At 61.2% G+C, this 24,538-nt stretch carries 21 protein-coding genes and 1 tRNA gene; 11 read left to right on the forward strand and 11 right to left on the reverse strand.

Annotation, left to right across the window (positions count from 1 at the left end; genetic code table 11):
• Positions 1 to 31: 31 nt before the first annotated feature.
• Entirely contained in the window at positions 32 to 289 is a 258-nt protein-coding gene (locus AB4Z53_RS15000) for a hypothetical protein (protein WP_113537211.1), read from the forward strand.
• 69 nt (positions 290 to 358) lie between these two features.
• Positions 359 to 443: transfer RNA gene (locus AB4Z53_RS15005), tRNA-Leu, on the forward strand.
• 83 nt (positions 444 to 526) lie between these two features.
• On the opposite strand, the gene AB4Z53_RS15010 is transcribed toward AB4Z53_RS15005, so the two are convergent.
• The 3 genes from AB4Z53_RS15010 to wrbA form a co-directional block, all read right to left on the reverse strand.
• Positions 527 to 745 carry a hypothetical protein gene (locus AB4Z53_RS15010; RefSeq protein WP_077961275.1) on the reverse strand — a complete coding sequence of 73 codons (219 nt, stop codon included), beginning with the start codon at positions 743 to 745 and terminating at the stop codon, positions 527 to 529.
• A gap of 79 nt (positions 746 to 824) precedes the next feature.
• A complete protein-coding gene (locus AB4Z53_RS15015; protein WP_113537144.1) occupies positions 825 to 1,067 on the reverse strand; it encodes a DUF2188 domain-containing protein in 243 nt (80 codons plus the stop codon).
• A 229-nt stretch (positions 1,068 to 1,296) separates the two neighbouring features.
• The gene (wrbA, locus tag AB4Z53_RS15020; protein ID WP_113537143.1) at positions 1,297 to 1,896 is read right to left on the reverse strand and encodes an NAD(P)H:quinone oxidoreductase; all 600 of its coding nucleotides are present in this window, start codon (positions 1,894 to 1,896) and stop codon (positions 1,297 to 1,299) included.
• A 166-nt stretch (positions 1,897 to 2,062) separates the two neighbouring features.
• Here wrbA and AB4Z53_RS15025 point away from each other — a divergent pair, with 166 nt between their 5' ends.
• Complete coding sequence (locus AB4Z53_RS15025) at positions 2,063 to 2,818, forward strand: competence/damage-inducible protein A (RefSeq protein WP_441596471.1); 756 nt, start codon at positions 2,063 to 2,065, stop codon at positions 2,816 to 2,818.
• A gap of 230 nt (positions 2,819 to 3,048) precedes the next feature.
• The gene (gene gpt / locus AB4Z53_RS15030; RefSeq protein WP_034791068.1) at positions 3,049 to 3,546 is read left to right on the forward strand and encodes a xanthine phosphoribosyltransferase; all 498 of its coding nucleotides are present in this window, start codon (positions 3,049 to 3,051) and stop codon (positions 3,544 to 3,546) included.
• An 83-nt stretch (positions 3,547 to 3,629) separates the two neighbouring features.
• Here the strand turns inward: gpt and AB4Z53_RS15035 are convergent, their stop codons facing one another.
• Positions 3,630 to 5,105: an NAD(P)H-hydrate dehydratase gene (locus AB4Z53_RS15035; RefSeq protein ID WP_441596472.1), complete on the reverse strand. Its 1,476-nt coding sequence runs from the start codon at positions 5,103 to 5,105 to the stop codon at positions 3,630 to 3,632.
• A 343-nt stretch (positions 5,106 to 5,448) separates the two neighbouring features.
• On the opposite strand from AB4Z53_RS15035, the gene AB4Z53_RS15040 reads away from it, so the two are divergent.
• The 3 genes from AB4Z53_RS15040 (at position 5,449) to hspQ (ending at position 7,884) form a co-directional block, all read left to right on the forward strand.
• Positions 5,449 to 5,787, forward strand: coding sequence for a P-II family nitrogen regulator (locus AB4Z53_RS15040; RefSeq protein ID WP_003528058.1), 339 nt, complete (start codon positions 5,449 to 5,451; stop codon positions 5,785 to 5,787).
• 64 nt (positions 5,788 to 5,851) lie between these two features.
• Complete coding sequence (gene glnA, locus AB4Z53_RS15045; RefSeq protein ID WP_034791062.1) at positions 5,852 to 7,261, forward strand: type I glutamate--ammonia ligase; 1,410 nt, start codon at positions 5,852 to 5,854, stop codon at positions 7,259 to 7,261.
• Between the two features lie 293 nt (positions 7,262 to 7,554).
• On the forward strand, positions 7,555 to 7,884 hold the full coding sequence (gene hspQ / locus AB4Z53_RS15050) for a heat shock protein HspQ (protein ID WP_057255944.1): 330 nt from the start codon (positions 7,555 to 7,557) through the stop codon (positions 7,882 to 7,884).
• 73 nt (positions 7,885 to 7,957) lie between these two features.
• Here the strand turns inward: hspQ and AB4Z53_RS15055 are convergent, their stop codons facing one another.
• Positions 7,958 to 8,587, reverse strand: coding sequence for an invasion associated locus B family protein (locus AB4Z53_RS15055; protein WP_441596473.1), 630 nt, complete (start codon positions 8,585 to 8,587; stop codon positions 7,958 to 7,960).
• A gap of 306 nt (positions 8,588 to 8,893) precedes the next feature.
• On the opposite strand from AB4Z53_RS15055, the gene AB4Z53_RS15060 reads away from it, so the two are divergent.
• Both AB4Z53_RS15060 and AB4Z53_RS15065 read left to right on the forward strand, forming a co-directional pair.
• Positions 8,894 to 10,675: an extracellular solute-binding protein gene (locus AB4Z53_RS15060; protein WP_441596482.1), complete on the forward strand. Its 1,782-nt coding sequence runs from the start codon at positions 8,894 to 8,896 to the stop codon at positions 10,673 to 10,675.
• Between the two features lie 89 nt (positions 10,676 to 10,764).
• Positions 10,765 to 11,427: a DsbA family oxidoreductase gene (locus AB4Z53_RS15065; protein ID WP_113537138.1), complete on the forward strand. Its 663-nt coding sequence runs from the start codon at positions 10,765 to 10,767 to the stop codon at positions 11,425 to 11,427.
• Between the two features lie 61 nt (positions 11,428 to 11,488).
• Here AB4Z53_RS15065 and mfd read toward each other — a convergent pair whose 3' ends face one another.
• Entirely contained in the window at positions 11,489 to 14,992 is a 3,504-nt protein-coding gene (mfd, locus tag AB4Z53_RS15070; protein WP_441596483.1) for a transcription-repair coupling factor, read from the reverse strand.
• Positions 14,993 to 14,998: 6 nt separating this feature from the next.
• The gene (locus tag AB4Z53_RS15075) at positions 14,999 to 15,304 is read right to left on the reverse strand and encodes an FAD assembly factor SdhE (protein WP_113537137.1); all 306 of its coding nucleotides are present in this window, start codon (positions 15,302 to 15,304) and stop codon (positions 14,999 to 15,001) included.
• A 327-nt stretch (positions 15,305 to 15,631) separates the two neighbouring features.
• Between AB4Z53_RS15075 and recG the strand changes: the two genes are divergently transcribed.
• Positions 15,632 to 17,737: an ATP-dependent DNA helicase RecG gene (gene recG / locus AB4Z53_RS15080; RefSeq protein WP_441596474.1), complete on the forward strand. Its 2,106-nt coding sequence runs from the start codon at positions 15,632 to 15,634 to the stop codon at positions 17,735 to 17,737.
• 51 nt (positions 17,738 to 17,788) lie between these two features.
• Here the strand turns inward: recG and AB4Z53_RS15085 are convergent, their stop codons facing one another.
• From AB4Z53_RS15085 to glmU, 4 genes are all read right to left on the reverse strand, one after another.
• A complete protein-coding gene (locus AB4Z53_RS15085) occupies positions 17,789 to 18,478 on the reverse strand; it encodes a DUF502 domain-containing protein (protein WP_441596475.1) in 690 nt (229 codons plus the stop codon).
• A 19-nt stretch (positions 18,479 to 18,497) separates the two neighbouring features.
• Positions 18,498 to 18,995 (reverse strand): GNAT family N-acetyltransferase, encoded by a 498-nt coding sequence (locus AB4Z53_RS15090; protein ID WP_441596484.1) that lies wholly within the window; start codon positions 18,993 to 18,995, stop codon positions 18,498 to 18,500.
• Positions 18,995 to 20,821, reverse strand: a complete 1,827-nt coding sequence (gene glmS, locus AB4Z53_RS15095) for a glutamine--fructose-6-phosphate transaminase (isomerizing) (protein WP_441596476.1) — start codon at positions 20,819 to 20,821, stop codon at positions 18,995 to 18,997. The genes AB4Z53_RS15090 and glmS overlap by 1 nt, the downstream gene beginning before the upstream one ends.
• Positions 20,822 to 21,018: 197 nt before the next feature.
• A complete protein-coding gene (glmU, locus tag AB4Z53_RS15100; protein ID WP_441596477.1) occupies positions 21,019 to 22,380 on the reverse strand; it encodes a bifunctional UDP-N-acetylglucosamine diphosphorylase/glucosamine-1-phosphate N-acetyltransferase GlmU in 1,362 nt (453 codons plus the stop codon).
• Positions 22,381 to 22,625: 245 nt separating this feature from the next.
• Between glmU and AB4Z53_RS15105 the strand changes: the two genes are divergently transcribed.
• Positions 22,626 to 24,383 (forward strand): hypothetical protein, encoded by a 1,758-nt coding sequence (locus AB4Z53_RS15105; protein WP_441596478.1) that lies wholly within the window; start codon positions 22,626 to 22,628, stop codon positions 24,381 to 24,383.
• The last annotated feature ends 155 nt before the right edge of the window (positions 24,384 to 24,538 follow it).

Below are 24,538 nucleotides of genomic sequence, written 5' to 3' on the forward strand. Positions count from 1 at the left end.
TCGCGCGATTTCGTCAACGGAGAGTGAGGGAATGGCCCAGATATTCGGCGCGACAATATTGATGGTGCTGCTCGGAATGCTGATCGGATGGCTGCTGCGCAAGGTCTCCGCGCTCAGCGTGCTCTCGTCCCGTCTGGCGGGACTGATCGTCCTGGCCTTCGCGGCTCCCGCCATCTACTCGGCCAATTCCGGCCGGCCCTACCTCGAAATGCTTGTGCCCTATGGTATCGTCGCGCTCATTGCTGCCGTCGTTTTATACTTCCTGAAGCCGAGGCAACAGGCCGCGTAGCCATCAATGCGCCTTTCACCCGTCTGGTGCACTTGACTGTTCGCCTTGAGTGATTGATCTAGGGAACATGCGGGCGTGGCGAAACTGGTAGACGCAAGGGACTTAAAATCCCTCGGCCTTGGCTGTACGGGTTCGACCCCCGTCGCCCGCACCAGACACCGGTTTCGATGATCATTTGGCGGCTGGCGCCTAACTGTCACTCAGTCGCGACAGGTTCACGCCGGAAAGAGCAGCCGCTCAGCTGTTGTAGTAATAGCAATCGCATTCGGCCTGGTAGGCGTCATCGTGCCATACCCGCACCGCGAGCTTCGTTGCGCATCCCTGGTTCTCAAGCCTGAGGCCGAGAAGCGAGACCGCTGCCGCCTTGGAATTGGGGGCGTCCACCTCGATCGCCGATCCAACCTGGTGGACTCCCTGCCGCGGGGTCCAGGTGAAGATCTGAACGCTGTAGTGCATCGAATATCCTCCGTGGAGAGATGATGTGCACGCAATACTAATGCTTGTGTTCGGATTGAGCTCTTTGCCTTGAAGCGAACTAGCCGTCATCTACGGTCGCTTCCGGCCGATCACCGCCGTCTGTGTGTTCGAAGTGCCAGTGACCTTCTTCATCCTGGAAACTGATATCTTCGTCGTCGCCACCGACCTGTTGCTCGGCGGCGGCAGCCTTGGCAGCGGCTAGCGCCATCTCGCGGCTGGGAAAGGGCTCCGAATATGCATCGGCGGCCTTATAGGCCCATCCTCCGTCATGAGGAACGATGGTGTAAGTGATCCGCGCCATACTTCCCTCCCAGCAGTCCGAAAACGCTTCGGTCTTCGRCGGACCGTTGCCGCACGGCCCTTCTTTCCTCCTCGTCAAAGGCATGCTCATGCCGAACGCCGCGGATATTACCACAGGTATGGTGCGAATTGCCACCTTCGCGAATCACTTGGATCTGGCCCGCGTCGATTCAAAAAGGCGGCCCCTTTCGGAGCCGCCCTTGATCAAAAATTCCAATATCTTAGGTCGATCAGCCGGCGAGCTTCGCGGCGATCTTGGCGACGTGTGCGCCCTGGAACCGAGCGGCTTCGAGCTCGACCTCGGAGGGCTGGCGCGCACCGTCGCCGCCGGTGATGGTCGAGGCGCCGTAGGGCGAGCCGCCCTTGATCTCATCGAGACCCATCTGCCCCTGGAATGCATAAGGAAGGCCGACGACGACCATGCCGTGGTGCATCAGCGTCGGGATGAAGCCGAGGATCGTGGACTCCTGGCCGCCATGCTGCGTCGCCGAAGATGTGAAGACCGAACCGACCTTGCCGACCAGCTTGCCCTTGGCCCACAGGCTGCCGGTCTGATCGATGAAGTTGCGCATCTGCGAGGCGACGGTGCCATAGCGCGTGCCAGCGCCGAAGATGATCGCGTCATACTGCGCCAGCTCTTCGACATTGGCGATCGGCGCCGCCTGGTCCAGCTTGTAGTAAGAAGCCTTGGCGACTTCTTCCGATACGAGTTCGGGAACGCGCTTCACGTCCACTTCGGCGCCGGCCGACTTCGCGCCTTCGGCCACCGCATAGGCCATCGTTTCGACGTGTCCGTATGCCGAATAATAGAGAACAAGAACCTTGGCCATAAAATGCTCCTTTGGATTCAAGCGATCCCACTTGATCACCGCTGCCGGGAAGATTTATCAAAATGCGGCCGCTTGCCAGGAGCTGTCCGGGAAACAGACTGTTCTCGCCCGTCGAACAATAAACAATCACTGTTAAACTATTAGCTGAAATAAATAGGGATCACCGATGCGCAGCACAAAAATCGTCACCGCCGCGATGGTCGCCATCGGCGACGAACTCCTGTCGGGTCGCACCAAGGACAAGAACATCGGCCATCTCGCCGACATGATGACCATGGTCGGCATCGACCTGCGCGAAGTGCGGATCGTCGCCGATGACGAACCTGCCATCGTGGAAGCCATCAACGCCGTACGTAGCCGCTACGATTACGTCTTCACCTCGGGCGGCATCGGCCCCACCCATGACGACATCACCGCCGACGCGGTCTCGCGCGCCTTCGGGGTCGAATGCATCTACGAACCCGAGGCAATGGCCCTGCTCGGCGCGATGTACGAGCGTCGCGGCATGGAGTTCACCGACGCGCGCAAGCGCATGGCGCGCATGCCGCTCGGCGCACGCCATATCCCGAATCCCGTTTCCACCGCGCCAGGCTTCGCCATCGGCAATGTGCATGTCATGGCTGGCGTGCCGCAGGTGTTCCAAGCCATGCTCGATGCCTTGCTGCCCGGCCTCGAGGTCGGTTCGCCCCTCCTTTCCCGAACCGTGCGCTCGCCCTTCGGCGAAGGCGACATCGGCAGCCCGCTGACAGAAGTCCAGAAGAACCACCCGGAAACCAGCATCGGCTCCTACCCCAAGTTCGACGGCAAGAATTTCTCGACCGATATCGTCGTGCGCGCCCGTGATCCGAAGGCGCTGGCCGCTGCCGAAGCCGACGTGCAGGCGATGATCCAGGCAATCACGGAAGCGCGCGCGAAGGCCTGATTGCTGTTGCATTTTTCCCTGGATCAGCATCGATCCAGGGAAATCAGGTGGAAGGTTCCGACGTTACAGTGGTCTTGAAGCGTCTTGGGAGACGTGAGGCGCTGTAGAGCCTTGCGCTCAGGGCGCCATTGCCGCTATTGCATGTCGGCAAATCAGGATGACGCGTTCCCGCCTGCCCGATCTGCCGGACGCTTCGCCTTTACCTTATACAGACAAGCCGGAGCCCACTGATGTCGCTGCCCGATAAAGCCTTTCCCGTCTCCTGGGACCAGTTCCACCGTGATGCGCGCGCTCTTGCGTGGCGCCTCGCCGACAACGGCCAGGAATGGCGCGCCATGGTCTGCATCACCCGCGGCGGCCTGGTTCCGGCCGCGATCATTTCCCGCGAACTCAATATCCGGATGATCGAAACCGTCTGTGTCGCTTCCTATCATGACTACGATACGCAGGGGCAGATGAAGGTACTGAAAGGCATTACGCCTGAAATTACCAAGGATGGCGGCGAAGGCGTGCTGATCGTCGACGACCTGACTGACACCGGCAAGACCGCAGCCGAAGTGCGCGCCATGCTGCCGAAGGCGCATTTCGCCGCCGTTTATGCCAAACCAAAGGGCCGGCCGCTGGTCGATACCTTCGTTACCGAAGTCAGCCAGGATACCTGGATCTATTTCCCCTGGGATTTGGGCTTCACCTACCAGGAGCCGATTGCCAAGGGCACCCGCGGCTAACAGCCAGGCGAACATGTATCAAAGACGCCTCGAGTAGCTCCTTCCATGAAGTCCGGCTGCTCGAGGCGCTTTATCTTTCGGCTTCACGCCATTGGCGGTATCGCGCCAATCAATGTCTCGGCCGTAAGCCCCTGCCCGGCCCGATCGCCGGCAGCACCATGTCGCCATACGGCGGCGGCTGCCGCCTCGAAGGCCGGCATCCCTTGGGCAAGATGCGCACCGGTGATGCCGGCGAGCACGTCTCCCGAGCCGGCCGTTGCCAGCCACGGCGGCGCATTGTTGTTGACGACGGCCCGTCCGTCCGGTGCAGCGACCACCGTGTCCGCCCCCTTGTAGACGATGACGGCATGGCTCGCGCGGGCCGCCTTCTGCGCCTTTTCGACCTTCGAAAGTTTGCCGTCGCCGGCAATTTCGGGAAAGAGGCGGGCAAACTCCCCCTCGTGCGGCGTCAGAACCATCCGACCTCCGCCCCTTAGGAGCGCGGCAAAGAGTTCCTCGCGGTTCGCCTGAAATGATGTGATCCCATCTGCGTCGAGTACCAGCGACCGATCGCAAAGGGCGAGTGCAAAGTCCCTCGCCTTCTTGCCGACACCGAAACCAGGCCCCAGAACGAAGCTACCCAGGCGGTGATCCTGCAGCCATTTCGTCAGGTCGCGCTTACCCTCTACTTCCTTCACCATCACCGCGGTCAATTGGGAGGCATTGATCCCGAGCGCTGCCTTTCCCGTTGCCACCGTGACCAATCCGGCGCCGGCCGCGAGACCAGCCATGGCCGCCAGGCGTGCGGCGCCCGTCGCCTGTCGGTCGCCTGAGAAGACGACCAGGTGACCACGCCTAAATTTATGCGTCGATGCTGCGAGGTCACCTCCCCAGCCCGACCAGACCGCCGGTGCGTTCAGACGCAGCGAGCCGGCCCCGGAGAACACGACGCGGGCTGGAATGCCGATATCGAAGACTTCGAGCGTGCCGCACAGGGCGCGCCCGGGCAGAAGCCAGTGGCCCGGCTTCGGCACCATGAAAGTTACCGTATGGCGGGCCGCGAATGCAGCGCCGCGGATCTCGCCGGTCCGTCCGTCGATGCCGCTTGGCAGATCGACCGCGACCACCGGGAGCCCGCTTGCGTTGACGCGCTCAATGAGCTCAACGACATCGCCCGGGAGATCACGCGAGAGCCCGGCGCCGAACAGCGCGTCGATGACGACGTCGCCGGCCTGGGGATCGAATGCCGCAAGCGGCGCCACCGGCGCGTTCCATTTCGAACGAGCACGCGCGGCATCTCCTTGAAGTGCTGCTGCGTCGCCGAGTGTGAAGACCGCGACGTCCGCTCCACTTCCCGCCAGACCGCGGGCTGCGATGTAGCCATCACCGCCATTGTTGCCTGGCCCGCAGAGAACGACGAAGCGGGCGGCATCCGGGAAGTGTCGTAGCGCCGCCGCGGTCACGGCCAGGCCGGCGTTGCGCATGAGCGTAAAGCCATCGATGCCGGATCGGGCGGCGGCCTGATCTATTGCCGTCATTTCCGAGGGCGTGATCAACAAGTGCTGAAGTTCGGAGTGCATGCACCAGACTTATCCATGCCCGACGGCATGAAGCAAGGTCCCACGCCCACTACGCGTATTGCCCTATAAATGTGCATATGCACATATTTGTTGCTCAAATAACGTGCGTTGCCGTATCGACGACAACAGACCACGGTCAAAGTCGAGCATGTTTCAATCGAAAATTACAAAAATTAGGCAGATTACGGCCCGGAATGGCATGGAAACCCAGCGATCGCGGTTCCGGCAGTAGATTTTTTGTCGTTCTGACAGATTTTCGCAGAAAAACTGGCATGCAACGTGCATATTCAAGGCGAGCGGGCATGATCCTGCTTTCAAGGGAGAAGCGGAGAGACATTTTCTCATGAAAAAGATCGAAGCGATCATTAAGCCCTTCAAGCTCGACGAAGTGAAGGAAGCCCTTCAAGAAGTCGGCCTACAGGGCATCACCGTCACGGAAGCCAAGGGCTTCGGGCGGCAGAAGGGTCACACGGAGCTGTATCGCGGCGCTGAATACGTGGTGGACTTCCTGCCGAAGGTTAAGGTCGAAGTCGTGTTGGCGGATGAAAACGCGGAGGCCGTCATCGAGGCGATCCGCAATGCCGCGCAGACCGGCCGCATTGGTGACGGAAAAATTTTCGTTTCCAATGTGGAAGAAGTCATCCGCATTCGCACGGGCGAAACCGGCCTCGACGCCATCTGATATCACGGGCCGTCCGGCCCGGTTCTTTTCAAACCTCGTCATCTCACACAGGGAATAACGGCAAATGACGACTGCAAGCGATATTCTGAAGCAAATCAAGGACAACGACGTCAAGTTCGTCGACCTGCGCTTTACCGATCCCAAGGGCAAGCTGCAGCACGTAACGATGGATGTGGTCTGCGTCGACGAAGACATGTTCGCCGACGGCGTCATGTTCGACGGCTCCTCGATTGGCGGCTGGAAGGCCATCAACGAATCCGACATGGTGCTGATGCCCGATCCGGAAACAGCGCATATGGACCCGTTCTTCGCGCAGTCGACGATGGTCATTATCTGCGACATTCTCGATCCGGTCTCGGGCGAATCCTACAACCGCGACCCGCGCGGCACGGCCAAGAAGGCGGAAGCCTACCTCAAGGCATCCGGCATCGGCGACACCGTCTTCGTCGGCCCGGAAGCCGAATTCTTTGTCTTCGACGACGTGAAGTACAAGGCCGATCCTTACAACACCGGCTTCAAGCTCGACTCCTCGGAACTGCCGTCGAACGACGACACCGACTATGAGACCGGCAACCTTGGCCACCGTCCTCGCGTCAAGGGCGGCTACTTCCCGGTTCCGCCAATCGACAGCTGCCAGGACATGCGCTCGGAAATGCTGACGGTTCTGTCCGAGATGGGCGTAACGGTCGAAAAGCATCACCACGAAGTCGCTGCCGCTCAGCACGAACTCGGCGTCAAGTTCGACGCGCTGGTGCGCAACGCCGACAAGATGCAGATCTACAAGTACGTCGTGCACCAGGTCGCCAATGCCTATGGCAAGACCGCAACCTTCATGCCGAAGCCGATCTTCGGCGACAACGGCTCGGGCATGCACGTGCACCTGTCGATCTGGAAGGACGGCAAGCCGACCTTCGCGGGCGACGAATATGCCGGCCTGTCGGAAAGCTGCCTCTACTTCATCGGCGGCATCATCAAGCATGCCAAGTCGCTGAACGCCTTCACCAACCCGTCGACGAACTCCTACAAGCGTCTCGTCCCGGGCTACGAAGCCCCGGTTCTGCTCGCCTACTCCGCCCGTAACCGTTCGGCCTCGTGCCGCATTCCGTTCGGCACCAACCCGAAGGCCAAGCGCGTCGAAGTCCGCTTCCCAGACCCGACCGCCAACCCCTACCTCGCCTTCGCGGCCATGCTGATGGCTGGCCTCGACGGCATCAAGAACAAGCTGCATCCGGGCAAGGCCATGGACAAGGACCTCTATGACCTGCCGCCGAAGGAACTGAAGAAGATCCCGACGGTTTGCGGCTCGCTGCGCGAAGCACTCGAAAGCCTCGACAAGGACCGCAAGTACCTGACTGCCGGCGGCGTGTTCGATGACGACCAGATCGACTCCTTCATCGAACTGAAGATGCAGGAAGTGATGCGCTTCGAAATGACCCCGCATCCGGTCGAGTACGACATGTACTACTCGGTCTAAGGCCGTGCCGGCCGGCAGCGAGATCGCTTCCGGCCGGGCAACCTATGCAGAAGGCCGGCGCTTCGATCGACGCGCCGGCCTTTCTTTTTGGCCCGTTGCCCCCACCTGGGAGACACTGCATCTCAGCGGTCGACAGCACGCCTTGCAGAATTGTGTGATATTATGCCTACGGCAACTTTTGCGCGTCTAGATGGATACCCAGCGCAGTTGTCCAACGGCGGACGGAAGGGAGATCCCTATTGATGTTTTGGGTTCGCCAACCCAGATAATCTCCTGAAAGGATGTGTTGCGTCATGAAACAAAGAAACGCCAAATTCGAGATCGGACAGGTGGTTCGCCATCGGATTTTCCCGTTCCGCGGCGTCATTTTCGACGTCGATCCGGAATACGCCAACACCGAAGAATGGTGGAACGCCATTCCGCAGGAGATCCGCCCGAGCAAGGATCAACCCTTCTACCATCTGTTCGCCGAAAACGATGACAGCGAGTACGTCGCCTACGTTTCCGAGCAGAACCTGGAGTTCGACGACAGCGACCGACCGATGCGCCACGCACAGGTCGATGCGCTGTTCGACAAGGATGGTGTCGGCCACTACAGGCCAAAGGCGGCGTTCCGACATTAAGGCATCGCCCCGGACAAATAAAAAACGCCCGGACACAAAGTCCGGGCGTTTCTTTTTGAGATCGTGAGATCGCTTAGTTCTGCTTGGCAGCCTTCTGGGCTTCCTCAAGCTTCTTGCGGGCGTCTTCAGCCTTCTTCTGCATTTCTTCCTGCAGGAGGCGTTGACGCTCTTCGAGCTGCGACTGTTCCATCGGCTCGCCATCGAAGATGCCGGTGAAGCCCGTGAGAGCCATCTTGATCGGGTTCGGAGCGCGCTGGTAGTTGACCGAGGTGAAGACCACCTCGTTGCCCTTCTTCAGGCTGGCGATCAGCTGGTCGGACAGCGGCGCTTCAGCGACGCACTTGTCCGGCATGCAGATTGCGTAGTCGAGCTTGACCGGCTTGCCACCGTCGATCTGCATCTGGACACCCGTCGGGATCAGGCGCGCGGACGGTACGGAAACCTGCAGGACCTTGCGGTTGACCTTGCCGCTTACGGTGATGAGGCCGACAGCGGTCACGAGCTGACCATTGTTGGCGGTCAGGAGGTTCTGAACGATGCAGACGTCATTGTCTTCCTGCTTGGTGCAGATCTTGAACCAGCCCTGCGGAGGCTTGCCACCTGCCTGCTGGGCGGACGCAACACTCGGTACGCCCGCAGCAGCTACAGAGAGCGCCAGCGCTGCCATACCCGAGCGTTTGCTAAAATTCGACTTGAAGATCATTGTGATTCCGTCTCCTGAAATCCGGTAACGGAACACATCGTTCCGCAGGTGAGTATCGTCAGCCGCCGTTGTCCTGTTGGCCAAATAAGGCAAATGCATGACCCCGTTTCCGGAAACACCTGTTACATTGGCTCGCTTCGTTTATCCAGTGTTTCCTGTCATTTTTTGAATTGCTACTGGGCGGAATTTGGGCGGCTGATCGGTTGGATTCATCGGTCACCATTGGTAACGTTCAGGGAATCGGCCTGTTGATACCCCTCACGGGAGGTGACTTTGCGTGCAATTCTTTCCGGTCTGGCCCTGCTCATGACCGTCACTTCGTTCGGCAACGCTGCGGTAGCCGCGCCAGTGCATGCCATTGCCATGCACGGCGAGCCGGCGCTGCCCGCCGATTTCAAGAACTTCCCGTACGTCAATCCGAACGTGAAGAAGGGCGGAAAGATCTCCTATGGCGTCGTCGGCAGCTTCGACAGCCTCAATCCTTTCATTCTGAAAAGCATGCGCACGACAGCGCGCGGCATGTGGGACCCGGAATACGGCAACCTCGTCTACGAATCGCTGATGCAACGCTCGCGGGACGAAGCCTTCACCATGTATGGCCTGCTCGCCGAGTCGGTTGAATGGGACGATGACCGGACCTTCATCCAGTTCAACCTGAACCCCAACGCCCGCTGGGCCGACGGGCAACCGGTCACAGCCGACGACGTCATCTTCACCTTTGAACTGTTGCGCGACAAGGGACGTGTACCCTTCAGCAACCGCCTGACAAAAGTAGCAAAGATGGAGAAGGTCGGCGACCGCGGCGTGCGCTTCACCTTTACCGAGGACGTCGACCGCGAACTTCCGCTATTGCTCAGCCTCTCTCCGGTCCTGCCGAAGCACGCCATCGATGTTGCTACCTTCGATCAGACGAGTTTGAAGCCGCCGCTCGGCTCCGGCCCCTATCGTGTCGCCGAGGTGAAGCCCGGTGAGCGCATCGTCTACAAGAGAAACCCGGACTATTGGGCGAAGGACCTGCCGTCCAAGGTCGGCCAGGACAATTACGACGAAATTTCCGTCGAGTATTTCCTCCAGGAAAACTCGCTGTTCGAAGCGTTCAAGAAGGGCGAAATCGACATCTACCCGGAAGGCAGTGCTACCAAGTGGGCGCGCGGCTACGACTTCCCGGCCGTCCGCTCCGGCGATGTGGTCAAGGAAACCTTCAGGCCGAAGACGCCATCCGGCATGCTCGGCATCGTGTTCAACACCCGCAAACCGATGTTCGACAATCTCAAGCTGCGCCAGGGGCTGGCTCTGGTGTTTGATTTCGAGTGGGTCAACAAGAACCTCTTCGATGGTGCCTATACACGCACCCAGAGCTACTGGCAGAACTCGACACTCAGCTTCCTCGGTGCGCCGGCTGACGATCGTGAACTCGGCCTCATCGGCGATGCACGCGACCGTATCAACTCGGCCATCCTCGATGGCACCTATCGGCTGCCGGTAACTGACGGCTCCGGGCGCGATCGCAATGTGCTGCGCGTCGCCGTCTCGCTGATGCGCGAGGCCGGCTTCCAGATCAAGGACGGCAAGATGGTGGACGCCAAGGGTTCGCCGCTAGCCTTTGAAATCATGAGCCAGAACGCGGGTCAGGAAAAGATTGCGCTCGCCTATCAGCGCTTCCTCGCCCCGCTCGGCATCCAGGTGTCAGTGCGCACCGTCGACGATTCGCAATATCAGCAGCGCAGCCAATCCTTCGACTATGACGTGATCATCAAATCGTTCCCGTCGACTCTGTCACCCGGCGTCGAGCAGTCCGGGCGCTGGTCGTCCCAGGCGAGAGACCGGCAGGGCAGCGACAATTTTGCCGGCGTCGCCGACAAGGATGTCGACCGCATGATCAACAACATTCTCCAGGCTCGCACGACCGAGGACTTCACGGCTGCCGTGCGCGCGCACGACCGGCTGCTGATTAACAACTCCTACCTGGTTCCGCTCTATCACCTGGACGCACAGTGGGTGGCGCGGCGCAAGCATATCGGCCGTCCCGATGTGTTGCCGCTCTATGGCTACCAACTTCCGACCTGGTGGGATCAAAACGCTCAATAGGGGGTTGGTTCCCTTTTGGTAACGCATTGAAAGCCGGATGAAACCGGCTTATCTCGCCGATATACCGAACAAGGAAAGGCACCCGCACCATGCAAACCGTCAGCATCGATATCGTCTCGGACGTCGTCTGCCCCTGGTGCTATCTGGGCAAGGCAAGGCTCGATCAGGCGATTGCCAATGTCCCGGACGTGCTCGTCACCGTCAACTGGCGTCCCTATCAGCTTAATCCCGACCTGCCGCCGGAAGGCATCGACCACAAGAAGCACCTTGCCGAGAAGCTTGGCGGCCAGGCGGCCGTCGATCGCGCGCATGACATGTTGAGCGAACTCGGAAACGCCGACGGCATCGCCTTCGACTTCGATGCCGTGAAAGTCAGCCCGAACACGCTTGACGCCCATCGGCTGGTCCGCTGGGCCGCAACCAACGGCCAGGCAGCGCAGTCAGCTGTTGTCGGCCTGCTGTTCAAGGCGAATTTCGAAGAAGGCCGCAATGTCGGCGATCACGCCGTGCTGCTCGATATCGCCGAGAAGGCCGGCCTCGATCGTCCCGTCATCACGGCGTTGCTCGCCTCCGATGCCGACAAGGACGCGGTCAAGGAAGAGGTCGGCATGGCCCGCGAGATGGGCGTAACCGGTGTGCCCTGCTTCATCATCGAGGGACAATATGCCGTGATGGGAGCGCAATCCGTCGACGTGTTGACGAATGCGCTGCGCGAAATCGCGGAGATGAAAGCCAGCGGCAAGCCGAACTGAGCCGCCGCAATCCTGACGCTGCCGCAACAGGCGGCAGCGTCAGCGCGATTTCTAACGCCGGCTATTTCGCCAGTCCGGCGAGCTGCGTCATCACCATCGCAGCACCCGAAAGACGCTTCTCCGGCGTCGCCAGTTCCCTTTGGAAGAAGATGCTGTGGTCCGGCCGGATCTTCGCAAGCGTGCCCTGCTTGGCGATGTAACCGACAAGTGCCGCGGGGTTCGGAAACTCCTTGTTGCGGAACTGCACAACGACGCCCTTCGGTCCGGCATCGAGCTTCTCGACATTCGCCGTACGGCACAGAGACTTGACGTAGACGATCTTCAAGAGGTGCTGGACCTCGATCGGCAATGGCCCGAAGCGGTCGATCATCTCGGCGCCGAAGCCGTCGATTTCCTTGAGATCCGTGAGTTCGCCGAGACGGCGGTAGAGACCGAGCCGCAGATGCAGGTCCGGCACGTAGTGTTCGGGAATCATGACCGGGGTTCCGACCGAAATCTGCGGCGACCAACCGGTATCATGGATTTCTTCCTCACCCTTGAGCTCGGCGACCGCCTCCTCCAGCATCTGCTGGTAGAGCTCGAAGCCGACCTCCTTGATATGGCCCGATTGCTCCTCGCCGAGCAGGTTGCCGGCACCGCGGATATCGAGGTCGTGGCTGGCAAGCTGGAAGCCGGCACCGAGCGTGTCGAGCGACTGAAGCACCTTCAGCCGGCGTTCCGCGGTTCCAGTCAACGTCTTGTTGACCGGCAGTGTGAAGAGCGCGAAGGCACGCACCTTCGAGCGACCGACGCGACCGCGCAGCTGATAGAGCTGGGCGAGGCCGAACATATCGGCGCGGTGCACGATCAGCGTATTGGCCGTTGGGACGTCCAGACCGGATTCGACGATCGTCGTCGACAGAAGCACATCGTATCGCCCGTCGTAGAAGGCGTTCATGATGTCTTCGAGCTCGGTTGCCGGCATTTGGCCGTGCGCAACCGCGACCTTCAGTTCCGGAACGTCCGATTTCAGGAAATCGTGGATTTCCGACAGATCGCTCAAGCGCGGGCAGACATAGAAGCTCTGACCGCCGCGATAATGTTCGCGCATCAGTGTTTCGCGGATCACCAGGGCATCGAAGGGCGAGATAAAGGTGCGCACCGCCATGCGGTCGACCGGCGGCGTCGTGATCAGCGACAGTTCGCGAACACCGGTCAAGGCGAGCTGCAAGGTGCGCGGTATCGGCGTCGCCGAAAGCGTCAGCACGTGCACGTCGGACTTCAGTTCCTTCAGCCGCTCCTTGTGCTTGACGCCGAAGTGCTGCTCCTCGTCGATGATCAGGAGGCCGAGATTGGCGAAGTTGACCGACGTGCCAAGCAGTGCATGCGTGCCGACCACGACGTCCGTCTTGCCATCTGCCACCTCCTTCTTCGTCAATGCCAGTTCCTTGGAACCGACGAGACGCGAAGCCTGCTGGATGCGGATCGGCAAACCACGGAAACGCTCGGAGAAAGTCTTGAAATGCTGGCGTGCCAAGAGCGTCGTCGGTACGACGACGGCGACCTGTACGCCATTCATCGCGGCGATGAAGGCAGCACGCAGGGCCACTTCCGTCTTGCCGAAGCCGACATCGCCACAGACAAGGCGATCCATCGGCCGGCCACTGCCGAGATCATCGCGTACGGCCTCGATCGAGTTCAGCTGATCTTCGGTCTCGTCATAGGGGAAGCGGGCCGCAAATTCGTCGTAGACGCCGTCCTGAGCGATCAGAGCCGGTGCCCGGCGCGTATGCCGTTCGGCGGCGATGCGGATCAGACCGCCCGCCATATCGAGCAGCCGCTTCTTGAGCTTGGCCTTGCGCGCCTGCCAGGCAACGCCACCCAGCTTGTCGAGGATCGCATCGGTCCCTTCTGCGCCGTAGCGCGACAGGAGTTCAATGTTTTCGACCGGCAGGAACAGTTTGGCGTTCTCCGCATAGACGAGTTCGAGGCAATCATGCGGCGCGCCAACAGCCTCGATGGTGCGCAGGCCAACGAAGCGGCCGATACCGTGTTCGGCGTGCACCACATAGCTGCCCTCGTCGAGGCCTGCCACCTCGGCGATGAAGTCGGCACCACGCTTGCGCCGCTTCGAGCGGCGCACCATGCGGTCGCCCAGGATATCCTGTTCGCCGATAATGACGAGATCGCCTGTCTCGAAACCGGCCTCGATGCTAAGAACGGTCGCACCCGCCTCGCCCGGCTTCAGGCTCTTGACCTCGGCCAGCGCCTTGATCGGCTTGATGTTGCCGAGCCCGTGCTCAACCAGCACCTGCAACAGGCGGTCCAGCGACCCTTCGCTCCAGCCCGAGATTATCACCTTGGCGCCGTTTGAACGCCGCTCGGCTATGTACTTGACCGCCTGGTCGAAGACGTTGACGCGTTCGCTGTCCGTCTCCCCCTCGCCCGCCGACTTTGCCCAGCGCATCCCTTGGCGCGCATCGACCGAGATCACCTGACGCGCTTCACCTTCATGCTCGTTGAACGGTGACAAACGAATGGCATCGCGCGAGGCGAGCGCAGCGTTGAAGCCTTGCGAGTTCAGGTAGAGCAGTTCCGGCGGGACCGGCTTATAGGGCGTGCCCTGGGTGGTCTGCGTCTTGCCGGGAGAGGCCGATGCCAGGCGGGCGTCGTAGTAGTCGAGAATGAGTTTCGAGCGCTCTGCGGCGGCTTCGCGCGCCAGGTGATCGGTGACGATGCGGAAACCATCGAGATAGTCAAAGACTGTTTCCAGCCCGTCAAAGAACAGCGGCAGCCAATGTTCCATGCCGGCGTAACGTCGCCCTTCGGAAACCGCCTGGTAAAGCGCATCGTCGCGGTTCGTCGCGCCGAACAGCGACAGATATTGCTTGCGGAAGTGGCTGATCGTCTCCGGTGTCAGCGACACCTCGCTCATCGGGTTGAGATCGAGAGAGCGAACCTGGCCCGTCGTGCGCTGGCTTGCGGGATCGAAGGAGCGGATGGTCTCGAGTGTGTCGCCGAAGAAATCAAGCCGCAGAGGCTCGCCGCTGCCGGGCACGAAGACATCCAGAATGCCGCCGCGCACCGCGTATTCGCCGACCTCACGCACGGTCGCGACCCGCTCAAAGCCGTTGCGCTCAAGCCGCATCGCGATGTCATCCATGCGCACCTGATTGCCGGGACGGGCCGAAAACGCCAGGCTCTCGATCACATCCTGAGGCGAGATTTTCTGCAGGGCAGCGTTGACGGTCACCAGCACGATCGCCGCATGCGGCTTCTTCTTGTGTGCGATGAGTGCGCTCAGTGCTGCGAGGCGACGCGCAGACGTGTCGGCGCTCGGCGATACGCGGTCATAGGGTAGGCAGTCCCAGCCGGGCAGCGTCAGCACCGGAATATCCGGCGCGACGAAGCCGAGGACCTGCTCAAGATCCGCTATCCGTTGACCATCCGACAGAATATAGGCAACCGGCTGACCGGCACGCGCAAGTTCGGCGAGAACCAGTGCCTCGGCACCGGAGGGAACCGGCCCGATCGTGATCTCCCGCTGCGCTTCGACAATTTTCTTCGGATCAAGGCCAGCCAGCATCATCGGTTACTTTATCTCTTCGGGAAGCTTCTCGAAATCGGGACGATAGGCGGCAATCCGCTCGAACATCGACGTCTGATATTGGGGCGGCACCGGCTGTTCGCCAGTGATCCACCTGACGAGATCATTGTCCTCTTCGCGCATGATCGTCTCGAGTTCATCGAGGTCCGCATCGGAAAGCAGCGAAAGCTCGGCTTCTGCAAACTGCCCGAGAATCAGATCCATCTCGCGGATGCCGCGATGCCAGGCGCGGAAAAGGATCCGCCGTCGACGCGGATCAAGATCGGCGCTGGTACGTGAAATGCCAGTCATGGGAATTCCTTCCTGCCGCCTGCTACAGCGCCGCGCGCCTTCCCAGGCGCACGAAAGTCGCTGTAGCACTTTAAGTTGCTGCATGGTTTTGTCCTTAAATCGGATTGATCCAAGGAGAAAGAAGACATGCAGGAGAGCACCGCGCGTTCGAACGATCACGCGAAAATGCTCTAGCACCTTGTTTCCAGAGCATCTTGTCGCCTCCAGTGATATCACTTGAACGCGGGACGCTCTAGGCTACGGTTTGTCGTCACAGCGCTCTATAAACGCTGAATAGGTGATTGTCAGCCTTGCCAAAGCCCGATTTATCATCGCAATTTCATCGCCATGCGCCCCGCCCTGCTCGACCCGCTCTTCTCACCGCTCGACACGCTTCCAGGCATCGGCCCGAAGATCGGTGAACTTTATGCCAAACTTCTCGGCCGTGAAGCGATCGACGACTGCCGTGTCGTCGATCTCGTCTTCCATGCGCCCCATTCGCTGATCGACCGCCGTCAGCAACCGGGCATTGCCCACGCCCCGCAAGGGGTGATCGTCACGATTACCGGCCGGGTCGATCGCCACCAGCCGCCGCCGCGTGGCAAATCCAACCTGCCCTACCGCGTATTCCTGCATGACGAGACCGGCGAGCTGGCGCTCACCTATTTCCGGGTCAAGGGAAACTGGCTGGAAAAGTCCCTTCCGGTTGATGAGACGGTGATCGTCAGCGGCAAGGTCGACTGGTTCAATGGACGACCATCCATGGTCCATCCGGATTACGCGGTTCGGGCAAGTGAGGCGGAAAACCTGCCGCTGGTCGAGCCGGTCTATGGTCTCACCGCCGGGCTTTCGCCCAGGACATTGCGCAAGTCGATCGAGGCGGCGGTCGCACGCGTTCCGGAAATGCCTGAATGGGGGGACGACGCACTGCTGACCAAACAAGGTTTCAGCAGCGCCGCCGAGAGTTTCCGGGCGATGCACGATCCCCGTGACGCGACGGATATAGATCCGCAGGCGCCCGCGCGCCGCCGCCTGGCCTATGATGAATTTCTCGCCGGCCAACTGTCGCTGGCACTCGTGCGGCAGCGGCTGCGAAAGGTTGCGGGAACGCCAGTTCACGCCACGGGTGCGCTTTCCCGGCCGGTCATCGACGCGCTTCCCTTTTCGCTGACAGCAAGCCAATCCACGGCAATTGCCGACATTCTCAAAGATATGTCTGGCACCGAACGCATGCTGCGGCTGCTCCAGGGCGACGTCGGCTCCGGCAAGACGATGGTGGCGCTGATGTCGATGCTGGCCGCCGTCGAATCCGGCGGCCAGGCCGTGCTGATGGCGCCCACCGAAATCCTCGCCCGCCAACACCACGCTACCCTCGCCAGGATGGCGGCCCCTGCCGGCATCACGATTGACGTCTTGACCGGTCGCACGAAAGGCAAGGAACGCGACGCCATCGTCGAGCGCATAGCATCCGGCGAGACGCGGATGGTGATCGGCACGCATGCGCTTTTCCAGGACACGGTGAACTACAAGGAGTTGACGCTGGCGGTGGTGGACGAACAGCATCGCTTCGGCGTTCACCAACGCCTGCGTCTGACCGCCAAGGGGATCTCCCCGCATATGCTCGTGATGACGGCGACGCCCATCCCGCGCACGCTTGTGCTCGCGGCCTTCGGCGACATGGACGTTTCGAAGCTGACGGAGAAGCCAGCGGGCCGGAAGCCGATCCAGACCGTGACGATCCCGACCGAACGTACGGACGACATCGTCGATCGACTGGACGCGGCGCTTCGCGAAGGCAAGAAGGCCTACTGGATCTGCCCGCTCGTCGAGGAGTCGGAAGCTGTCGACGTCATGTCCGCCGAAGAAAGATACGAGGGCCTCGCCAAGCGCTTCGGTAACAATGTCGGCCTCGTACATGGCCGGATGAACGGAGCCGAGAAAGATGCCGTCATGCTCGCCTTCAAGACCGGAGAGATCCGTTTGCTGGTCGCAACCACCGTCGTCGAAGTCGGCGTCGACGTGCCGGACGCGACGATCATGGTCATTGAACATGCGGAACGCTTCGGTCTTGCCCAGCTTCACCAGTTGCGCGGACGCGTCGGCCGGGGCGACGAAGCGTCGACCTGCATTCTGCTCTACAAGGGACCGCTCAGCGAAAATGGCCGATCACGGCTTTCGATCCTGCGCGACAGCGAGGACGGCTTTCTGATTGCCGAAGAAGACCTGAAACTGCGCGGTGAAGGCGAGTTGCTCGGGACACGCCAGTCCGGCACGCCCGGCTTCCGCATCGCCAGCCTGGAAGCGCATGGCGACCTCCTGGAAATCGCCCGCAAGGACGCCGCCTACGTAATCGAGAGGGATCCGGACCTGACGTCGGAACGAGGTGAAGCGCTCCGGACGCTGCTCTATCTCTACCGGCGCGACGAAGCGATCCGCTTCCTGCGTGCAGGCTAGACGTTTCCCAGGATATCTGCAGTGGCTTGCATTCGAGGGGACGCCGAGGTGTCAGGCGGTCTTCTGCTGGCCGATCTTCAGCGGTGCATTGGCGAGCGGCTTGTAGTCGGGCGTCACGAGGCCACCGGATATCAGCAGCTTGGCCGCATCCTCCGCACTCATCTCAAGCGGAATGATCTTGTCACGCGGGATAAAGAGCAGAAATCCCGCTGTCGGGATCGGGGTCGGCGGCAGGAAGACAGCAACCATGTCCATGCCGCGTTCATCGAACTTCGCGGCGATCTCGCCCTTCACATCCGTTGCAATGAACACCAAAGACCAGATTCCCGGGCTCGGGTACTCGATCAGTCCGGCCTTCTTGAAGGAGGACGATTGCTCCTGCAGCACCGTCTGGAAGATCTGCTTGGTGGATTTGTAGATCGTGCGGACGAGCGGCGTCCGGTTGACGAGGGATTCGGCGAGATTCACGATCGAGCGACCGACGAGGTTCGCGGTCATGAAGCCGACGAAGGTGATAACGAAAATGGCGACAAGCAGACCGAAGCCAGGAATGGCTACGGGTGAATAGGTGTCCGGATTATAGAAGTTTGGAAGATACGGCTTTACCCAGCCATCGGCCCAATCAATGAACGTTCGCACGAGCCAAACGGTGATTGCCACCGGCGCACAGATGATCAAGCCGGTCAGGAAGTAGTTGCGCAGCCGCGTCGCGATGTAGCTGCGTTTTGAATGTTCCGTCATGCTTTCTTCCGTCTCAACCTCACTCGACGCCGAAGGCAGGATTATAAACGACGGTGCCCGCCGCCATCGCGCCGGAAAGAGCCAGCGCCATGAAATATTGCGGCGCACAACCGGCGAATACAAGAGCCGATTCGTTGCGGAAACCGAACTTTTGATAATAGGCGGGATCACCGACGACGACGCAGCCGGCTGCCCCTTCGGCCCGCAGCCATTCGAGCCCCTCAAGGACCAGCTGCCTGCCGATGCCTTGCGCCTGAACGTCCGGCTTCACAGAGACTGGCCCGAGCCCGAACCAGCCGGTTTCTGCCGGCGTGAGAGTGACGGGCGAAAAGGCGATGTGACCGACAATCTCGTCGTTCATCTCAGCGACCAGCGACACGCTTAGCGCGCCTGCTTCGCGCAGGCGTTCAATTATCAAGGGCTCGCTCTGGTCGCTGTGCGGGTGCCCTTCGAAGGCGGCCGCGGTCACGTCGCGGATCGCCTTCTCGTCTCCCGGGCGTTCATGCCGGACATAGATCATTCGACGGTCACCGATTTGGCGAGGTTGCGGGGCTGGTCGACGTCGGTGCCCATGAACACCGCCGTATGGTAGGCAAGAAGCTGGATCGGCAGCGAGAAGATCATCGGCGCGATGATTTCGTCGACATTCGGCAGCACGATCGTCGCCATGGTTTCGAGCTTGGAGGCCGCAGCCCCCTTCTCGTCGGTGATGAGAATGATGCGGCCGCCACGAGCCGCCACTTCCTGCATGTTGGAAACGGTCTTCTCATAGAAGCGATCATGCGGCGCGATCACGATGACCGGCATGTTTTCATCGATCAGCGCGATCGGCCCATGCTTCAACTCGCCGGCGGCATAACCTTCGGCATGGATGTAGGAAATTTCCTTGAGCTTGAGCGCACCTTCCATGGCCAGCGGGAAGCTGGTGCCGCGACCGAGATAGAGCACGTCGCGGCACTTCGAGAGTTCGCGAGACAGAAGCTCGATCTTCGGCTGAATGGCGTTCAGCACCTGGCCCATGATGCGCGGCATTTCGGCAAGGTAGCGAACCAGCGCCTGCTCTTCCTCTGCACTCACGGTGCCGCGGGCACGTCCGGCGCCGATGGCCAGCGAAGCAAGCACGGCGAGTTGGCAKGTAAAGGCCTTGGTGGAGGCCACACCGATCTCCGGACCCGCAAGGATCGGGAACACGGCGTCAGACTCGCGCGCGATGGTCGATTCGCGCGTATTGACCACCGCGCCAATCTTCAGGCCCAGCTCCTTGCAGTAGCGCAGCGAGGCGAGCGTGTCGGCGGTTTCGCCCGACTGCGAGATGAACAGCGCGCCTGCCTCAGGCGACAGCGGGATTTCGCGGTAGCGGAACTCGGACGCGACGTCGATCTCGACCGGCAGGCGGGCATAGCGCTCGAACCAGTATTTGCCGACGAGACCCGCGAGATAGGCGGTGCCGCAGGCGGAGATCGCGAGGCTCGGCACCTTGGCAAAATCGATCGTGCCGGGGTGTGCTTTGATGCGGTTGCCGGCAAAGTCGATGTAGTGGCTGAGTGCGTGCGCGATCACCTCCGGCTGCTCATAGATTTCCTTCTCCATGAAGTGCCGGTGGTTGCCCTTGTCGATCATGTAGGCGGCAGCCGAAGACAGCTGCTTCGGCCGGTCGACGACATTGCCTTCGATATCGAAGATATGCACGCCGTTTGCGCCGATGACCGCCCAGTCGCCGTCGATCAGATAGGTGATCTCGTTGGTGAAGGGCGCAAGCGCGATAGCGTCGGAGCCGAGGAACATCTCGCCCTTGCCATGGCCGATCGCCAGCGGCGGACCGTTGCGTGCCGCCATGATCGTCGACGGGTCGTCCTGGTAGAGCACCGCCAGCGCATAGGCTCCGGTGACGCGCTTCAGCATCGCGTGCATCGCCTCGCGCCGACCAAGGCCTTCACGACGGAACTTGGAGAGCAGATGGGCGACGACCTCGGTGTCGGTCTCGGTCTCGAACCTGGCGCCACTGGCGATCAGTTCGTCCTTCAGGTCGGCGAAGTTCTCGATGATGCCGTTGTGGACGACGGCGACACCGTCGGTGAAATGCGGGTGGGCATTGCGCTCGGTTGGCGCGCCATGGGTCGCCCAACGCGTGTGAGCAATGCCGATCGTGCCGGCGAGCGGCTGTTCGCGAAGCCGAATCTCGAGATTGACGAGCTTGCCCTCGGCGCGCCGGCGCTCCAATGCGCCACCGGTGATGGTCGCGACGCCGGCGGAATCATAGCCGCGGTATTCGAGACGCTTCAGCGCATCGACCAGTCGCTCCGATACCGGCTGGTTGCCCACGATGCCAACAATACCGCACATAGTCGTCTCCGATTTGTCCCCGCGCCGGTCGTGGCGCCTCAGCCTAGGGGCGGATCTCCCGCCCCTAGGCTGCCTTGGTAAAGCATTTGCCGGGCGAGGCAATCCGCCCCGATTTCACTTTCGGTTTCAGTATTTAATGCGCTGCAGGTTTCCCTGAATCGCAGCTCAAGCAGGCAGAAATCAGCCGCGCTTTGGGCCTATTCCGCAGCCTTCTTGGCCGCCTTCACCGCCTGGTAGCGCTCGCGCAGCAGTCGTGCCCGGCCCGGCTTGATCTCCTGGCGCGCGCGGCCGAAAGCGACGGCATCCGCCGGAACATCCTCCGTGATCACGCTACCCGAGGCAACCAGGGCGCCGTCCCCGATCGCCACCGGTGCAACCAGCGACGAATTCGAGCCGATGAAGGCATTTTCGCCAATCCTGGTCTCGTGCTTGTTCACGCCGTCGTAATTGCAGGTGATCGTGCCCGCACCGATGTTGGTGCCCGCGCCGACGAAAGCATCGCCGATATAGGTCAGGTGATTGACCTTGGCGCCGGCACCGATCTCCGCTTTCTTGACCTCGCAGAAATTGCCGACCTTGGACTTTTCGCCGAGATCTGCGCCCGGACGCAGTCGCGCGAACGGACCAACCGTCGCCCCTGCCCGGACCGTCGCACCCTCGACATGCGAGAAGGCATGAATGATCGCGCCGCTCTCCACCCGCGCGCCGGGGCCGAAAACGACATTCGGCTCGATCAGCACATCCTGCTCGAGCACCGTGTCCCAGGCGAGGAACACCGTTTCCGGCGCGATCATCGATACGCCCGACAGCATCAGTTCGTGGCGGCGGCGCTGCTGCCACAGCCGCTCGATGAAGGCGAGTTCCGCGCGCGTGTTGCACCCGGTCAGTTCTTCTTCGGGGGCCTCGACGGCCATCGCCCGGCCGCCGATTTCGCGCACGATCTCGACGAGGTCGGTCAGGTAGTACTCGCCCTTGACGTTGGCGTTGCCGATGCGGCCGAGCAGATCGAGCGCCTTGCGACCGTCGATCGCCATCAGCCCGCCGTTGCAGTAGGTGATGCGGCGCTCTTCTTCGGTCGCATCCTTGTGCTCGCGGATGGCGAGCAAGGCACCGTCCTTGACGATCAGACGCCCATAGCCGCTCGGGTCCGCCGCCTCGAAGCCGATCACCACCACGTCATTGCCGGCGGCAAGGCCGTCACGGGCCGCCTTGAGCGGCTCCGGCGTGATCAGCGGCGTGTCGCCGAAGACGACGAGAATGTCGTCATAGCCTTTTGCAATGGCGTCACGCGCGGCCAGCACCGCGTGCCCCGTACCCAGCCGTTCCTTCTGCAGATAGGAAGAAACCGACACACCGCCGACATCCGCAGCCGCCGAAACCGATTCCGCATCGCGGCCAACCACCAGGGCGATATCGGAGATCGAGGCGCTTGCCAGCGCCTGAACGACATGCGCGATCATCGGCCGGCCGGCAACCGGATGCAGCACCTTCGACATGGACGATTTCATCCGCGTGCTTTCACCAGCAGCCAGAATGATGGCCAGGCACGTGCGTTCCATACAATACTCTCCTTGGTCTTTCCGAGGCTGAAGCCCCTCGCACAATTCCTTAAATCGAAATCGGCTCAAGTACAAAATCACGCTCGATTCGGCGCGGTGGTACCGCCAAGATATTGCGAGAAGCATAATTCTCACAATCATGTCGCATTAACCGGCTTAAAACCGGATGATGGCATAAGAAGGCGCGGAGCCTGTGTCAGCAAGCAGTGCGGGTGCATCGCTCCCCCGGGGGAGCGAAACCGCAAATGCATAGCTGCACCGAACTGGATGTACAGGCACGACCGACGAGCGTGGCCCTCAGCTTCGTCCGCTCACCGTTGTTCCTGCTTGCCTTCTCCCTTGGCGTGCTCGCGCTGCTGCTGTCCATCACGATCCCGCAGCCGATCGGCCCGATGTTCTGGGATCACTATCTCTATCTCGATGCCGCCAACCGAATTCGAGACGGCCAGGTGCCGTCGGTCGATTTTTTCACGCCCGTCGGCGCGCTCGGTTACTACCTGTTCACGGGTCTGCAGGGCATCTTCCCCAACGGCCAGCCCCTGTTGCTGGCGAGCTGGTGTCTGCTGCTCGTCACCGGGCCGGCGATCGCACTCGTCGTCTTTGACATCCAAAGGCGCTCGACGCTGCTTGCCTATGCGATCCTGCTGCCGTTCCTCGCTTTCTCGGTGCTGCCGTTCAACACCGGTGATTTCTATCCCTACCCCGGCTCCGATGGTTTCGGCATCTACAACCGGCAGGTCTGCCAGCTCCTTTACGTGCTGGCAGCGGCAGTGGTTCATGTCCGCGACCGCGGTATCCTTGTGCTCGTGGTTGCAGCGGCGATGGCCGCCCTCTTCTTCGTGAAGATCACCGGCGTTGTCGCCGGTACTGTCCTTTGCCTGATGGCCTTTGCCGCCAGCCGTATCGCCCTCAAATCAGCGGTCGCCGCAGCCTTGCTGTTCTTCGCCGTGCTCGGCATGGTCGAATTTTCGGTGGGCGCCGTTTCGGCTTACATCGACGATATCCTTGCGCTTCTGGCAGTCAACGATGGCAGCCTTTTGCCACGCCTGCTACAGGCCGCGTCGCTCAACGCCGGCCTGCTAATCCCAGCCGGACTGCTTACGCTGGTGCTTTTCGTGACGCACCTTCCACCCTTCGCACGGTCCTTGCGGCAGCTTGGCGGGCAGCCCTCTGCTTCGGCACTTGGTCAAGTCTTCGACCAACCGTTCTTCTGGCTGGCCGCCTTCGTCCTCGCCGGCATACTTTTCGAAAGCCAGAACACCGGCAGCCAGGCCTTTATCTTTCTGCTGCCTTTGCTCCTCAAGATCGTAGCCGACGAGGTCACCGGCGGCGCGCCCAGGCGGCGTGCGATCACAGTGGCTATTCTCGCGCTAGCGGCCGCGCTTCCTCCGGCCACCGCCGTCCTACAAAAGAGCGCTCGCGCCTGGATCGGCGCGGTCAACAATGTGCCGCTTGAGAGCCGGAACCTCAAAACGATGGGTGCGGTCAATCTCCGCCCCATTCTGGCACTGCGCGCCGAGCGCCTGCGCGAAGTCTATGCGGCCCATCGCCCTACATTCGATGCTTTCGCAGATGCGGACGAGCTCCCGTCTTTCCTGCTTTACAGCGATTTCGATTTCCAGGCCGGCTGGCTGAAGAATGTGGACGACGCCATCGATGCGATACGTGCCTATGAAGCGGCCAACGGCGTACGTTTCGAGACGATCCTCAACATCGACTTCACCAATCCCTTTCCCTGGCTGATGGATCGCCGCGCCCCGCACCATGTCGCCATCGGCGCCGATCCCTTCCGCGCCGTGCCGCCGCCGGATGAAAATGTCCGCACCGCCATCCGCGCGGTCGACGTCGCGCTCGTGCCGACCTGTCCGGCCACCAACGTCAACCGCATGCTGCTGTCGCTCTATCTGCCGAGCCTCGAGCCCGGCCATAGCCGGGTGCAGCTGACCCGGTGCTATGACGCCTTCATCCGCAACGACCTGAAGGCTGCGGCCATCGGTTCCTGAGAGTTGGCGACTAGGGTCTGTACTCAATAGGGATTCCGGGTTCTGCCAAATTGTGATTCAAGGTCTTGGAGTTGGAGGCCTTGATGAAGCAGCGGCAGTTGACCTGGTTGAGCGATGCGGAGTGGGCTCGGATCGAGCCATTGTTGCCGCGAGGA

It is taken from the genome of Ensifer sp. 2TAB8, from assembly GCF_052115125.1.
Taxonomy (GTDB): domain Bacteria; phylum Pseudomonadota; class Alphaproteobacteria; order Rhizobiales; family Rhizobiaceae; genus Ensifer.